Origin of the sequence: Limosilactobacillus sp. (assembly GCF_022482365.1) — a bacterium.
In the GTDB taxonomy this organism is placed as follows: Bacteria; Bacillota; Bacilli; order Lactobacillales; family Lactobacillaceae; genus Limosilactobacillus.
This window is the reverse complement of the sequence record NZ_JAKVPE010000001.1, coordinates 1,630,371-1,644,246: the sequence shown is the minus strand read 5'-3', so window position 1 is coordinate 1,644,246 and position 13,876 is coordinate 1,630,371. Positions and strand designations below refer to the sequence as shown.

At 54.7% G+C, this 13,876-nt stretch carries 13 protein-coding genes; 1 reads left to right on the top strand and 12 read right to left on the bottom strand.

Going from position 1 to position 13,876, the window contains the following annotated elements; all coding sequences use genetic code 11:
* Positions 1–55 precede the first annotated feature (55 nt).
* The 4 genes from purK to LKE23_RS07690 all read right to left on the bottom strand — a co-directional run bounded on the left by purK (position 56) and on the right by LKE23_RS07690 (position 4,657).
* The gene (gene purK / locus LKE23_RS07705; protein WP_291978280.1) at positions 56–1,171 is read right to left on the bottom strand and encodes a 5-(carboxyamino)imidazole ribonucleotide synthase; all 1,116 of its coding nucleotides are present in this window, start codon (positions 1,169–1,171) and stop codon (positions 56–58) included.
* A 1-nt stretch (position 1,172) separates the two neighbouring features.
* The gene (purE, locus tag LKE23_RS07700) at positions 1,173–1,658 is read right to left on the bottom strand and encodes a 5-(carboxyamino)imidazole ribonucleotide mutase (RefSeq protein ID WP_291976777.1); all 486 of its coding nucleotides are present in this window, start codon (positions 1,656–1,658) and stop codon (positions 1,173–1,175) included.
* 165 nt (positions 1,659–1,823) lie between these two features.
* Positions 1,824–3,485, bottom strand: a complete 1,662-nt coding sequence (locus LKE23_RS07695) for a formate--tetrahydrofolate ligase (RefSeq protein WP_291976776.1) — start codon at positions 3,483–3,485, stop codon at positions 1,824–1,826.
* 122 nt (positions 3,486–3,607) lie between these two features.
* A complete protein-coding gene (locus tag LKE23_RS07690; protein WP_291976775.1) occupies positions 3,608–4,657 on the bottom strand; it encodes an AI-2E family transporter in 1,050 nt (349 codons plus the stop codon).
* Between the two features lie 172 nt (positions 4,658–4,829).
* Here LKE23_RS07690 and LKE23_RS07685 point away from each other — a divergent pair, with 172 nt between their 5' ends.
* Positions 4,830–6,005: an SAM-dependent methyltransferase gene (locus LKE23_RS07685; protein WP_291976774.1), complete on the top strand. Its 1,176-nt coding sequence runs from the start codon at positions 4,830–4,832 to the stop codon at positions 6,003–6,005.
* Between the two features lie 727 nt (positions 6,006–6,732).
* Here the strand turns inward: LKE23_RS07685 and pyrE are convergent.
* From pyrE to LKE23_RS07645, 8 genes are all read right to left on the bottom strand, one after another.
* Entirely contained in the window at positions 6,733–7,374 is a 642-nt protein-coding gene (gene pyrE / locus LKE23_RS07680; protein ID WP_267202442.1) for an orotate phosphoribosyltransferase, read from the bottom strand.
* Between the two features lie 13 nt (positions 7,375–7,387).
* Complete coding sequence (gene pyrF, locus LKE23_RS07675; protein WP_291976773.1) at positions 7,388–8,110, bottom strand: orotidine-5'-phosphate decarboxylase; 723 nt, start codon at positions 8,108–8,110, stop codon at positions 7,388–7,390.
* A complete protein-coding gene (locus tag LKE23_RS07670) occupies positions 8,107–9,033 on the bottom strand; it encodes a dihydroorotate dehydrogenase (RefSeq protein ID WP_267202444.1) in 927 nt (308 codons plus the stop codon). The genes pyrF and LKE23_RS07670 overlap by 4 nt, the downstream gene beginning before the upstream one ends.
* Entirely contained in the window at positions 9,030–10,319 is a 1,290-nt protein-coding gene (locus LKE23_RS07665; RefSeq protein WP_291976772.1) for a dihydroorotase, read from the bottom strand. The genes LKE23_RS07670 and LKE23_RS07665 overlap by 4 nt, the downstream gene beginning before the upstream one ends.
* A gap of 15 nt (positions 10,320–10,334) precedes the next feature.
* Positions 10,335–11,264, bottom strand: a complete 930-nt coding sequence (locus LKE23_RS07660) for an aspartate carbamoyltransferase catalytic subunit (protein ID WP_291976771.1) — start codon at positions 11,262–11,264, stop codon at positions 10,335–10,337.
* 390 nt (positions 11,265–11,654) lie between these two features.
* Entirely contained in the window at positions 11,655–12,320 is a 666-nt protein-coding gene (gene ribB / locus LKE23_RS07655) for a 3,4-dihydroxy-2-butanone-4-phosphate synthase (RefSeq protein ID WP_291976770.1), read from the bottom strand.
* A gap of 244 nt (positions 12,321–12,564) precedes the next feature.
* Complete coding sequence (locus LKE23_RS07650; RefSeq protein WP_267202376.1) at positions 12,565–12,945, bottom strand: AzlD domain-containing protein; 381 nt, start codon at positions 12,943–12,945, stop codon at positions 12,565–12,567.
* Positions 12,946–12,958: 13 nt separating this feature from the next.
* Positions 12,959–13,822: an AzlC family ABC transporter permease gene (locus LKE23_RS07645; protein WP_291976769.1), complete on the bottom strand. Its 864-nt coding sequence runs from the start codon at positions 13,820–13,822 to the stop codon at positions 12,959–12,961.
* Between the last annotated feature and the right edge of the window lie 54 nt (positions 13,823–13,876).

The following is a 13,876-nucleotide window of genomic DNA, read 5'->3' as shown; positions in this document are numbered from 1 at the left end:
TTCTTCGTTCTGCCATCATTATCGCACAGGCACCGCTTTGCCGTAAAGCCGAACTTTACTTCTCCCAGATGCCGGTTTCGTCAATTTCTTTCAGTGTTTGTTCAATGTCGTCGGTTAAGATCGTGACGTGGCCCATCTTCCGGTTGTGACGAATTTCCGCCTTGCCGTAGTCGTGGAAGTGCCAGTTCGGCTTGTGGGCGATTTGTTCCCGGACCCCGGCGACGTGCTGGCCAAGGACGTTGACCATTACGACCGGCTTTAAGAGCTCAATCTTGGGCAGCGGCCAGTTGCAGATCGCCCGGTTGTGGATCGCAAACTGGGAGAAGTTGCAGGCCTCGATCGTGTAGTGACCGGAGTTGTGCGGCCGTGGCGCCAGTTCGTTGATGTAGATTTGGCCATCCTTGCCAACGAACATTTCGACGCCCAGGATCCCCCGGAGGTCAATGGCGTGGGCAATCTTGACCGCCATCTGCTGAGCCTTTTCCTGAAGGGCCGGGGAAATCCGCGCCGGGACGATGCTCAGGTGCAGGATCTCATCGTGGTGGATGTTTTCAGAAACGGGGAAGACCGTTACTTCGCCATTTTCGTTGCGGCCCACCATTACCGAACATTCCAGCTCAAACGGTACCCAACCTTCCAGGATGGCGTCTTTGGTCGACAGGATCCCGTCACACTTGGCTAGGTCGGCATCGCTGTGCAGGACCTCCTGACCGTGTCCATCGTAGCCGCCCTCGCAGGTCTTAAGGACGCAGGGGTAGCCAATCTTTTCAACAGCTGCCTTCAGGTCAGCGACATTCTTGACGGCCATGAACGGCGCCGTCTTCAGCCCGGCATCGCGCAGGAAGGTCTTCTCGCGGATCCGGTTCTTGGTGGTGTAAAGCAGGTGGGTTCCTTGGGGCACGTAGACCTTGTCGGCAACGTCTTCCAGGGCCTTCAGGTCAACATTTTCAAATTCGTAGGTCAAAACGTCCGAACGGCGGGCGAGTTCCTCAATTGCCTTGACGTCGGCATAGGGCGCCACGATCTGGTTGTCCGCCACCTGGCCGGCCGGGCACGCCGGGGTTGGATCGAGGACGATGACCTTCATCCCCGTCTGTTTGGCGTCCAGGGCCATCATTTGGCCGAGCTGGCCACCGCCGATAATACCGATTGTCTGTCCCTGTTGAATCATCTTAGTCAAGGTGCGCACTGCTTTCTGCGGCTTGGTCGTGCATCTGCTTGCGGTAGTCGACAATCTGCTGCTGGATCTTGGCATCATTAATGCCGAGAATCTGGAGGGCCAACAGGGCTGCGTTCTTGGCCCCGGCCACCCCGATCGCCGTGGTGGCAACCGGAATCCCGGCCGGCATCTGAACGATCGACAGCAGTGAATCCATCCCACCGAGGGCGTGGGTTTGGCCCGGAATCCCGATCACCGGCAGGGGCGTGTTCGCCGCAATCATCCCCGGCAGGTGGGCGGCCCCACCGGCACAGGCGATGATGACCTTCGTCCCGTTGGCAACGGCACCCTTGGCAAAGGCGAACATTTCATCTGGCATCCGGTGGGCGGAAATAACCTGCTTACTGTAGTCGACCCCGAACTGATCCAGGATCATGCAGGCCTCCTTAACCGTTGGCCAGTCGGACTTACTACCCATCACAACACTGATTTCACTCATCATTGGTCCCTCCTTAAATCTGCTTTAAAGATAACAAAACCGCCAGGTAAATTCAATGGTTTTATCGAACTTTCTTCTTATATTAAATTTTAATGTTCGGATTATTTGCTGGAGTTAAAAAAGCCGGGGAAGGACGAATGGCTTTCCCCAGCTTAAATAATCTTTTTAGAACAATCCAGTAATCTTGCCATCCTTATCAATCGTCATGTTAACGGCCGCTGGCACCTTGGACAGGCCCGGCATGGTCATCATGTTGCCGGCGAGGGCGACAATGAAGCCGGCCCCCAGCTTTGGCACGAAGCCCCGGATGTGGAAGGTAAAGCCTTCCGGTGCCCCCAGCTGGGTCTGGTCATCGGTGAAGGAGTACTGGGTCTTGGCGATGCAGACCGGCAGCTTGTTCCAGCCCAATTCAGCGTATTGCTTAAGCTGGCGCTGAGCCTTGCGGCTGAACTCAACGTCCTTGGCACCGTAGATCTTCGTGGCGACGGTCCGGACCTTTTCCTCCGGCGTGGCGTCCAGGCTGTAGAGCTCGTGGAAGTCGCTCGGCTGTTCGGTCAGGCGGACCACCTCTTCGGCCAGCGCATGCGTCCCGGCGCCGCCCTTGGCCCAGGCATCGGCCTCGACAACGTTGACCCCAAGCTGCTTGCAGTTGTCCGCGATCATCTTGATCTCAGCCTCAGTGTCGGTGGCGAAGTGGTTGATTGCCACAACCAGCGGAACCCCGTAGCGCTGCATGTTCTTGATGTGGCGGTTGAGGTTGGCCATCCCCTTCTTCAGTTCCGGCAGGTTTTCACCCTTCAAGTCAGCCAGTTTGGCGCCCCCGTTGTATTCCAGGGCCCGCACGGTGGCGACGATTACGACAGCATCGGGGTTCTTGCCCAGGACGCGGCGCTTGATGTCCATGAACTTCTCCGCTCCGAGATCGGCACCGAAGCCGGATTCCGTGACTGTGTAGTCAGCCAGCTGCAGCGCGGTCTTGGTTGCCAGGACACTGTTGCAGCCGTGGGCGATGTTGGCAAATGGGCCCCCGTGAATGATCGTTGGGGTGTGGTCCAAGGTCTGAACCAGGTTCGGCTTGATCGCGTCCTTGAGCAGGATCGTGATCGCGTCGGCGAAGTGCAGCTCCTTGACCGTGACCGGCTGCTTGTCGTAGGTGTAGCCGACCACAATCTGGCCAACCCGCTTTTTTAAGTCCATCAGGTCGGTGGACAGGCAGAGGATCGCCATCAGTTCGGAGGCCGCCGTGATGTCAAAGCCGGTTTGGCGTGGGACTCCCTGCATCAGGCCGCCCAGTCCGGTGACCACGTTCCGCAGTGCGCGGTCGTTGACGTCCTCGACCCGCTTCCAGATCACCCGGCGTGGGTCGAGCCCCAGTTCGTTGCCCCGCATGATGTAATTGTCAATCAGGGCTGCCAGGGTGTTATTGGCACTGGTCAGGGCGTGGAGGTCGCCGGTGAAGTGGAGGTTGATGTCTTCCATTGGAACCACCTGGCTGTAGCCACCGCCAGTCGCGCCACCCTTGATCCCGAAGACGGGACCCATGGATGGTTCACGCATCGCGATGATCGTCTGGTGACCGAGTTGGTTCATTGCATCCCCCAGGCCGACCAGGATGGTGGACTTCCCTTCGCCGGCCGGCGTCGGGTTGATCGAGGTGACTAGAACCAGCTTGTGCTTCTTGTCCGGGTGGGCAGCGACGGGCAGGCTGATCTTGGCCTTGTACTTGCCGTACTGCTCGATGTCGTCCTCGCCCAGGCCGATCTGTTCGGCGATTTCCTTGATCGGTTTCATTTCCGCTTGGTCTGCGATTTCAATGTCAGTCATCATAATGGTTTCCCTCCATAAAATACGAACGATTATGCGTAGAAAAGAAATATAGTTAACTTATATCATAACAATACTCGCTAATCAGCTAATCGTAAAGGGTAAATTATGAATTTAATCAATTTTCAGCCTTTGACGGCCCGATCCGCCCGACCCTTCTTTTTCTTCTGGCGAATTGATTTCACCCCGAGGATGTCGAGCAGGAAGGTAAAGATCGGCACGCCGACGATCAGGCCCCAGGTGCCCCAGAAATGCTCGCTGACCAGCAGGATAATGAAGGTGTAGAAGATCGGCAGGTCGGTCTGGCTCGACATAAACTTTGGATTGAGAACGTAGGCTTCGAGGGCGTGGATGACGATCACCATGATGATGATGTAGATGACGTCTCGAATCCCGCCGACCGAGTAGGCCACCAGGCTGAGCGGGATCGTCGAGATGATCACCCCGGCCACCGGGACCAAGGAAAAGACGAAGACGATCAGGGCCAAGGCGAGGATCTGCGGCATCTTCATGAAGAGCAGGCACACCGTCGTGATCGCGGTGTTGCAGATGGCGATGAAGAATTGGGCCTCCAGCACCACCCCGAAGGTATTGACGAACTTCTTGCCAAAGTAGGCCAGGTCCTGGAAGAACCAGCCAAAGGTGCTGTTTAAAAACAGCTTGGAGAAGGCGGCCGTCTCCTGCAGGTCGAGGGCGAAGAAAAAGCTCAGGATGAGGGAGAGGAAGAAGGTCACGGTGATCGCCCCGATGCTCGTCAGGGTGCTGACGGCAAAGGTCAGGCCGTGCTTGACCTGGGCCATGATCGTCGACCAGCTGACGTAGCGGCTGACGTAGTGGTAAAGTGCCGTCGCGTCCCGGCTGCTGTAGAACTTGATGACCGAGTTGACCATCTTGATGACCTGGTGCACCAGGACGGGCAGGTACTTGGTAATCCCGAAGTAGAGCAACAAGACTAAGACCAGGTAGGTCAGAACCACCAGCAGCTTAATCGAGAGCTTCGGCAGCCAGCGGCGGACGAAGTTGACCCAGGTGACCACGATGAAGGTCAGGATAAAGGTAAAGAGGATCATGTTCATCATCGACCGCATCAGCCACAACAAGAAGATTACGAGAAATAAGACAACAAAGCGGCGCAGCTCGACATTTTTGATAAAACGGTGCCAGGCATCCGTCACGTTAACCATCACCTTTCGAATAGTTTAAAAAGATACTAATCTAATTTTAATACCGGTCCCACATTCCGGCAACAATTGCCAGTGTTTGTCCCATCGGACGCCTTCTTCCTAGTCATTCAAGGCCAGAGTGTTATAATAATGTCATTATTTGGAGAAAGAAGGATGCTTTTAAATGTTAGAAAAGACGTTCTACAAGTCACTCTTAAGCCACTCTTTCAACATTCCCGTGAAGATCATCTTCTGGGACGGTTCCAGCGTGGTTTACGGCGACGGCGAACCAGAGGTTACCATCACGTTCAAGGAGAAGATTCCGATTCGTGACGTCACCAAGAACGCCTCAATTGCACTTGGGGAAGCATACATGGATGGTAAGATCGAAATTCAGGGCAGCATCCAAGCATTGATTGAATCCGCCTACGAGAGTGCCGGCAGCTTCATGCGCAATTCCAAGTTCCGTAAATTCATGCCCAAGCAGGGACACTCCGAAAAGGAAAGCGAATCGGACGTGCAGAGCCACTACGACGTCGGCAACGACTTCTACCGGCTCTGGCTGGACGACACGATGACCTACTCCTGTGCCTACTTCACCGGTGGTAACCGCGATGATCTGACCAAGGCCCAGGAGGATAAGGTCCACCACATCTTAAAGAAGCTCGACCCACAGCCCGGCAAGACCTTCTTAGACATCGGCTGCGGCTGGGGAACCCTGATGCTGACGGCGGCCAAGGAGTACAAGCTTAAGGTAACCGGGGTGACCCTGAGCGAGGAGCAATACCGCTTCGTCCAAGATCAGATCAAGAAGGACGGCTTAGAAGACGTTGCCGAAGTCAAGCTGATTGACTACCGGGAACTGGGCAACCAGCAGTGGGACTACATCACCTCCGTCGGCATGTTCGAACACGTCGGCAAGGAAAACCTTGGCCTCTACTTCAAGGACATCTACCGCTACTTAAAGGATGACGGGGTCGCCCTGATCCACGGAATCACCCGGCAACAGGGCGGTGCCTACAACGGTTGGATCAACAAGTACATCTTCCCGGGTGGCTACGTTCCCGGCCTGGTCGAAATGATCCAGCACATCGAGGAAAACCAAATGCAGATCGCCGACATCGAAATGCTGCGGCGGCACTACCAACGGACCCTGGAGATCTGGGACGCCAACTTCAACGCCCATCGCACTCAGATCCAGGACATGATGGGCGAACGCTTCACCCGGATGTGGGACCTCTACCTGCAGGCCTGCGCCGCATCGTTTGAGTCCGGCAACATCGACGTTATTCAATACCTGATCACCAAGGGTGCATCCGGCAAGAACCTGCCGATGACGCGGGATTATATGATTAAATAAGTGAGTGCAATTAACGATCAGCGGGCCGTATGGCTAACTGCGGACGGAAGTTGGCGCTGAAGGCGTCGGCTTTCGTCAGTAGTTAGACACTAGGCCCGCAGTTAATTGCACGTTATCTAGTGAGTGGAAACAAGCTCCTCGGAGTCCCGTACAGCTAGCCTAGGGCGGGAGTTGGCGCTGAAGGCGCCGGCTCTCGTCCGTAGCTAGATGCTAGGGACTCGCTTGTTTCCACGTTATCAATCCGAGTGCAATTAACGATCAGCACATTAAAGGCCCTCAGCAGAAATTCTATCTGTTGAGGGCCTTTTTATAAGCAAAAATAAGGTTTTCGGCAGCAATCAACTCATTAGTATTAGTGTATGTGTATGTATCAATGTATGAATCTGTATACATGTATTATCCGTATTACTAGTCAACGTGTAATATCAGTATGCATTGTATTATCTGTATTATTAGTATGCACTGCATTATTAGCATTATTAGCAATATTGGCATTACTTGCACAATATGCCTAATCAGCAATATTTGCATTACAAAAATTAAAAGTCCCCGAAAGTGTTATATTCATAATACATAATGAATAATGTGATATGTTACATGTGATTTATCACAAGTAACATATCACATGCAATTTTCTTAACAGTCAACAAACCACAAAAGAGGCATGCAAATTTCTGCATGCCTCTTTTTGGAGATCTAGATTGGTTGCGGTATTTTCAGCCGCTGCTTAATCCTTGTGGTCGTTGCTCCACTTGATTGGGTCTTCACGCCACTGTTGGAGAGACTTCAGGTGGTCGGCACTGATTTGGTCGGTTGCTTCGGCCTCCTTGATCAGGGTCGTGTAGTCCGTAACGGCGTAGTACTTCAGGTCATTAGCCAGGAAGTTCTGTTCCGCCGCCTGGAGTTGGTAGGTGAAGACGGCCACGACGCCAATTACCTGGGCACCGGTGTTGTTGATTGCCCGGACAGCGTTCAGGACACTGCCGCCAGTGGAGATCAGGTCATCGATCACTACGACCTTTTGACCCGGCTTGAGAACACCCTCGACTTGGTGTCCCTGGCCATGGTCCTTCGGCTTAGTCCGGACGTAAACCATTGGCAAGCCCATTTCCTGCGCAACCCAGGCTGCGTGCGGAATCCCGGCAGTGGCGGTCCCGGCAATCACATCAGCATCCGCAAAGTGGAGGTTGATCTGTTCTTCCATGCCGTTGTAAATGGCCTGCCGAACGTCAGGATAGGAAATGGTCAGGCGGTTGTCCGTGTAGATCGGTGCCTTGAGGCCACTAGCCCAGGTGTAAGGCTTTTCTGGGGACAGGGTAACCGCGTGAATGTCTAACAATGCCTTAGCAACTCTTTGTGAATAAGTCATAGTAATCTTCCTCCTAATCTGCTAAAAATGCTTGCTGAATCTGCTGGTAGGCTGCGACCGGATCGTCGCTCTGGGTGATTGGTCGCCCAACAACGATCCCGTTGCTGCCCAGCTCCCGGGCTTGGGCTGGGGTCACAACCCGCTTCTGGTCATCATGAACCTTCAAGGATGGCCGGATACCGGGAGTGATGCAGAGAAAATCTGGACGGGTAACCTGCCGGATGGCCGGCAGTTCCCGGGCCGAGCAAATTACCCCGGCCAGGCCGACACCCTCGGCCAATTGAGCGTAGTTTTGAACGGACTCAATCAGGGAGAGGTCGACGTGCTGCTGTTCGTGCAGGATCTGGTCGTCAATCGAGGTCAGCTGGGTGATCGCCAGCAATTTGGCTGGCCGCACCCCCGCCTCGACGGCCCCTTCTTCCAGGCCCGCCAGCCCGGCCGTCAGCATCTCAGTGCCGCCAGCCGCGTGGATGGTCGTGAAGTCGATGCCGAGCCGGCCGATCGCAGCCATTGCCCGGTGCACCGTGTTGGGAATGTCGTAGAGCTTGAGGTCGAGGAAAATCTTGAAGCCGCGTTTCTGGGCTTCCTTAACGATTTCCTGACCCAGGCCGTAGTACATTTCCATTCCGATCTTAACAATCGGCTTCGGAGTTACGTCGACGAGTTCGTCAAACAGTTCGACGGCCTCGGCCTTCGTGGCAACATCAATTGCCACCATTGGTACGTAGCGTTTCAAAACTTCACCTCCCAGAGATCCGTTAATTTTTCAATTCCGTATTTATCCATCGTCATTGGTAGTTCTGCCACAATCTTTGGCAGTGCCAAGGAGTCGTGGAAGCTGGCCGCGCCAACCTCCACCGCATTGGCCCCGGCCATCATGAATTCCAAAACATCCTCGGCACTTTCAATGCCGCCCACACCGATGATTGGAATCTTCGAGACGCTGCGGACCTGGTGAATCATCCGCAGGGCCATTGGCTTCAGGGCCGGGCCGGACAGTCCGCCGGTGACGTTGGCCAGGACCGGCCGGCGCGTCTTGAGGTTAATGCTGAGCCCGGTCAGGGTGTTGATCATCGTCAGACCGTTGGCCCCGCCGCGCTCGGCCGCCTGGGCCAGGGGCACAATGTTGGTGACGTTAGGCGTCAGCTTGACGTAAACCGGCACCCCATGGGCCACCTTGACCACCTTGTGGACCAGGTCCTCCAAGACTGCGGGATCGGTCCCCATCGCCAGGCCGCCATGCTTGACGTTTGGGCAGGAAACGTTTAGTTCCAGGGCGTTCACCCCGGCCGCGTTCGTCAAGCGGTCGACCACCTCAACGTATTCGCTGGTGGAGAAACCGGCCGCGCTGGCGATCACCGGCAGCTTCGGGTAGTTGACCTGGAGCCAGGGCAGCTTTTCGTCAACCACCCGTTGAACGCCGACGTTTTGCAGGCCGTTGGCGTTCAGCCAGCCGGCCGTGGTCTGGCAGACCCGGGGCCGGGGATTGCCCGAGCGCGGGTTCTTGGTGGTGGACTTTAGGACCAGCGAGCCCAGCTGGTTGATGTCATAGTTTTTGGCGATCTCTTGGCCGTAGCCGCAGGTGCCGCTGGCCGCGATCACCGGGTTTTTCAGTGACAGGCCGGGCAGCTCCACGTGGAGTCGTTCTTCCTTCTTCATTTCTCTTCCTCCCGATCGTAGACGAGCTTGCCATCAACAAAGGTCTTATCGGTCATGCCGTAAACCTGGTCACCAATGAAGGGCGTGTTGTGACCCTTTGAGAAGAACTGATCGGCCTTGACCGTGTCCTGATGGTCGATGTCAAAGACCGCGATGTCCGCTGGGTCGCCAACCTTGAGCAGGCCGACGTTGTCCAGCTTGAAGACCTTCTTGACGTTCCCGGTCAGCCAGTTGATCAGCTGGCCGAGGGTGAAGATCCCGTTCTTGACGTAGCGGGTGTAGAGCAGGGCAAAGGCGGTCTCGCTGCCGACGATGCCGTTTGGCGAGGCCAAGAAGCCTTGGTGCTTTTCGGCGTCGGTGTGCGGCGCGTGGTCGGTGGCAATGCAGTCGATCGTCCCGTCCAAGAGGCCGGCCAGGCAAGCCTCCTGGTCCTGCCGGCTCCGCAGCGGCGGGTTCATCTTGAACTCGGCGTCGTCGCCCGGAATGTCGGCGTCCGCGAGCAGCAGGTGGTGCGGCGTCACTTCGCAGGTCACGTTGATCCCCAGTTGCTTGGCGTGGCGGACCAGCTCGATGCTTTCCTTGGTCGAAACGTGGCAAACGTGGTAGTGGGCACCGGTGGCCTGGGCGATCACGATGTTGCGGGCGATCTGCGCCGTTTCGCTGATCTTCGGCATCCCCGGCAGTCCCAGCTTTTGGGCCACGGGACCGTCGTTGATGACCCCGCCGTTAGCCAGCTGGTTGTCCTGGGCGTGGTCACACATTACCAGGTCGTGAGCCGCTAATTGCTGCATGGCCCGGTAGACCACCCCGGCGTCCTGAATGCCGGCACCATCATCACTGAAGAGCCGGGCGCCCGCCGCGTATTGGGCGGCCACGTCGACCGGTTCCTTCCCCGCCCGGTCCTTGGTAACCGGCGAGTACTGGATGATCTTGATGGCGCCGTCCTTTTCGTTGCGTTCCACCTGCTTCTTGAAGCGTTCCGGCGTGTCGCAGGTTGGCTTGAGGTTGGCCATGGCGGCGATGGTGGTAAAGCCACCGTGGGCTGCGGCCCGGCTGCCAGTGACGATCGTTTCCTTGTTGGTGTAGCCCGGCTCGCGTAGGTGAACGTGGATGTCGATCAGGCCGGGAGTGATCAGGTTGTTATTGAGGTCGATCACCGTGGCGTCTTCTGCTGCGTTCAGATCGGCGCCGATTGCCTTAATCTTGCCGTCCTCGATCAAAACGTCGCAGGGAACCAGTTCCGAACCGACCAGGTGCCGGCCGTGTTTTAATAGGGTTTGTGTCATTGCACTCACCCGCGATTACATAATGCCTTGGTAACGGAGGATCCGGCTTAAGATGGCCATCCGCACGAAGACCCCGTTTTGCATCTGACGGAAGATCCGGGCGTTTGGTGCTTCAACCAGGTCGCTGTCGATTTCGACACCGCGGTTAACCGGTGCCGGGTGCATGATGATGGCACCCTTCTTCATCTTGTTGTAGCGTTCGCGGGTCAGACCGTATTGCTGGTGGTATGCTTCGGCGTCAAAGGCCCCGTTTTCGGCACCGGACAGCCGTTCGTTTTGGACCCGTAAGAGGTTAACGACGTCCATCTCCGGCAGCAGTTCGTCGAAGTCGCCAAAGGTTCCGTACTTGGCCAGTTCTTCATCGTACCATTCCTGTGGGCCGGCGAAGTAAACCTTAGCACCGAGGCGGTTGAGCATCATGGCGTTGGAGTGGGCAACCCGGGAGTGCGACAGGTCGCCGATAATCAGTACCTTGAGGCCGTTGAAGTCGTTGAATTCTTCGTGGATGGTCATCATGTCCAGCAGGCACTGGGATGGGTGCTGGCCGGAACCGTCCCCACCGTTGGCAATCCCAATCTTCAGACCGGGGTGGGCAATCAAGGACTTGTAGTATTCGTTTTCGGGGTGGCGGATTACCGCGATGTTAACCCCGATGGATTCCATCGTCTTAACGGTGTCGTAGAGGCTCTCACCCTTCTTAACGGAACTGGTGCCCGCTTCAAACTGCATCACGTGCATGCCGAGCTTCATTTCGGCCATTTGGAAACTGGTCTTGGTCCGGGTGGAGTTTTCGAAGAAGAGGTTGGCTGCGAAGGCCGGCCGGTTCAAGTGCGGCTGCTTGCCGTGCTTGTAGTCTTCGGCCTCGCTAATCAGGTCGAGGGCATCGGCAGCGTCCATGTCGGCAACAGTGACAACGTTTGGTTGAATGCGTTCAGTACTAATCATCAAATAGATCTCCTTTTTAACCTAGATACAACAAAAGCAGCGGGAACTTGGCCTGGTTCTGGTCGAGTTTGCGCTGCTTGGGTGTTTTTTGCTTATGTTAAAGGATAGGCCGAAAACACTGCACCGTTTTTGCTCTCACAGGACGCAATTAAAAGGCTCAGTTCTTCGAAAATACCTATTTGATCGAGGTGGGCGTTCATCTTGCCTAGCACTGGGGGTCGAGGAAATTCTGTTAAAAAAGACCTCCTCAGCACTAGGCTAAGAAGGTCGAGATATTCTAACGCTCAGATAAATCCTTCCTAGCCTCGCTGGACTAAGTTAAAGGTATTTTGCTTGTCAATAATACTAGTCGGTTCCCTCGTGAATGTCAACACTATTTTGAAAAATTACTTAGGCGTGGACAGTCTCTTCCAGCTGGGCCGCGTATTCAATGTCGTTCTTATCCATGTAATCAATGATTTCCTGGATGGTCAAAAACGGTACGGTTAAGCGGTCGGCCAGCGCCGCTAAATCGTCACGCCGGGCCATCTTGCCGTCATCCTTGAGCACTTCAATGATTACCGAAACGGGCCGGGCACCCGCCAGGTAGGCCAGGTCAACGGAGGCTTCGGTGTGGCCGATCCGGTCGCGCAGCCCACGCGCCTGGGAGTAAAGCGGCTGAATGTGGCCCGGATGGTTAAAGTCGCTGGCCGTGGCTTCCGGTTTGGCGATCTGGTGAATCGTGGCTGCCCGGTCGTAGGCGGAAACCCCGGTGGTGACCCCGGTAGCCGCCTTAGTCCCGTCAACCGTTACCATGAAGGGCGTCTGGTTCGGGTCAGTACTGTGCTTGACCATCGGCTTGAAGTTCAGTTGGGCCGCGATCTCCTCGCTGACCGGAACGCACATCAGTCCATTGGCCTCCTTGAGCATCGTGTGGACCGTGGCCGGCTGGATGTTTTCGCCCAGCGCCACCAGATCCCCCTCGTTTTCCCGATCCTCGTTATCGGCCAGGATGATAAAGCCACCCTTGCGTAATTGTTCCAAAGCTTCTTCGACCGTTGCGAATTGAATTGCCATTATTCGAATTCCTCTTTCTTCTCATGCCTGAAGTTACTAATCAATCTCTCGTTCGAACGTGGCTCTATCTTACTGAACATTATTCCTGATGTCAACGGGTTATATTCTTTAAAACACGAACAATAACGGTTACATAATTTTAAATATTATTTAAATACGAACAAAGTCCCCGTGAGCAGCCGATGAAAAAATTCCAGTTTTTGATAAAAAATTAAAAGCACCCCACTGCTGGAGTGCTTTTTGGTTAGAGAACTAAACTTAACAGCCAGACGGCAATCAGCCCCGTCACCACGGAGATCGACATCGACCGGGTGAAGTAGGCAATCACCATCACGATCAGAGCCGCGATGATCTGATCGACGTGGCCGAACGGAACGAAGTGGTAGCCGGCGGTAGTGACAAACATGTTTTTAACCACCAGGGCGGTAAACAGGCTGACCGGAACGTACTTCATCCACTCATTGAACCATTCCGGGATCTTCCGGGTGGAGAAGAAGAGGATTGGGAAGTAGCGCGGAATGAAGGCCGCAAAACCCGCAAAGATAATCACGATAATGTGGTACAAAATCTTGTTGTTGCCCGTGTCAGAAATTAATAAGGGTAAATTACTAAATAGATGTGCCATAAGCTAGTCTCCACTAATTATCCCGCTTCGGTGGGTTACTGCTCTTTTCGGCAACCAACTCTTCCTCAGCTTTTTTGAGTTCCTTCTTCTCCTTTTGGTCCTCGATCGTTGTCCGGGTCGCAATCGGCCGGAAGACCTTGGTCAAGAACCAATTCTCCTCTGGATTCTTGCTGTGCTTGCGAACCGCGTTTTCGATCATGAAACCAACAAAGGACGCGATCAGGGTCGCAATCACGATCCCCAGGGTGTTCTTAGTCAGGACCAGGAAGCAGACCGCTAAGACCGCCGACAGCAAGCAGATGAGCAGGGTCAAGTGACTCCGCACCTGCATGACAATCATGTACAGGAAAAGCGCCGTCAGGGCAAAGTCCACGACTTCCAGGTCGATTGAGACCGCACTGCCGATCAGGCCACCGACCATGTTGGCCACCGACCATGAAATTAGTGAATAGTGTTCCACCAGCAGCCCATCTTGGGGTGACCATTTCTTGTCGGTCGCAAACTTGAGGTAGTTGACCGCGTAGTTTTCGTCGTTCATCGAAACGGCAAAGAGCCAGATGAAGTGCTGGGATTCATTTTTAATGTACTTTGAAAGACTCGAGCCCAGAAGTGCGTACCGCAGTTCCAGGAAGAACAGGGTCATAAAAATTGACGACAGGGGTGCGTGAATAGTCAATAACGAGGCTAAAATAAACTGGGCCCCGCCAGAGAAAACCACGATCGACACCACGAGGGTCATTATAAAATTAAAGCCCGCTGCGTGTAATAAAATTCCACAAGCTAATCCGATTGGAATATAGCTAAGGCAGAGCGGCATGGCAATGCCCAAAACTTCAAGCCATCGTGCTTTTTCTGGATTTATTTGCGCTTTAGCCACAGAATTTCCTCCAATTATTATCATCTTATTCAAATTTTAAGGTGACACAATGCC

Coding starts and splice junctions, on each gene's coding strand:
- pyrE (WP_267202442.1), bottom strand. CDS start 7,374: ATGACTTATTCACAAAGAGTTGCTAAGGCATTGTTAGACATTCACGCG.
- LKE23_RS07665 (WP_291976772.1), bottom strand. CDS start 10,319: ATGACACAAACCCTATTAAAACACGGCCGGCACCTGGTCGGTTCGGAA.
- ribB (WP_291976770.1), bottom strand. CDS start 12,320: ATGGCAATTCAATTCGCAACGGTCGAAGAAGCTTTGGAACAATTACGC.
- LKE23_RS07670 (WP_267202444.1), bottom strand. CDS start 9,033: ATGAAGAAGGAAGAACGACTCCACGTGGAGCTGCCCGGCCTGTCACTG.
- LKE23_RS07660 (WP_291976771.1), bottom strand. CDS start 11,264: ATGATTAGTACTGAACGCATTCAACCAAACGTTGTCACTGTTGCCGAC.
- LKE23_RS07695 (WP_291976776.1), bottom strand. CDS start 3,485: ATGATGACTGACATTGAAATCGCAGACCAAGCGGAAATGAAACCGATC.
- LKE23_RS07650 (WP_267202376.1), bottom strand. CDS start 12,945: ATGGCACATCTATTTAGTAATTTACCCTTATTAATTTCTGACACGGGC.
- purE (WP_291976777.1), bottom strand. CDS start 1,658: ATGAGTGAAATCAGTGTTGTGATGGGTAGTAAGTCCGACTGGCCAACG.
- purK (WP_291978280.1), bottom strand. CDS start 1,171: ATGATTCAACAGGGACAGACAATCGGTATTATCGGCGGTGGCCAGCTC.
- LKE23_RS07685 (WP_291976774.1), top strand. CDS start 4,830: ATGTTAGAAAAGACGTTCTACAAGTCACTCTTAAGCCACTCTTTCAAC.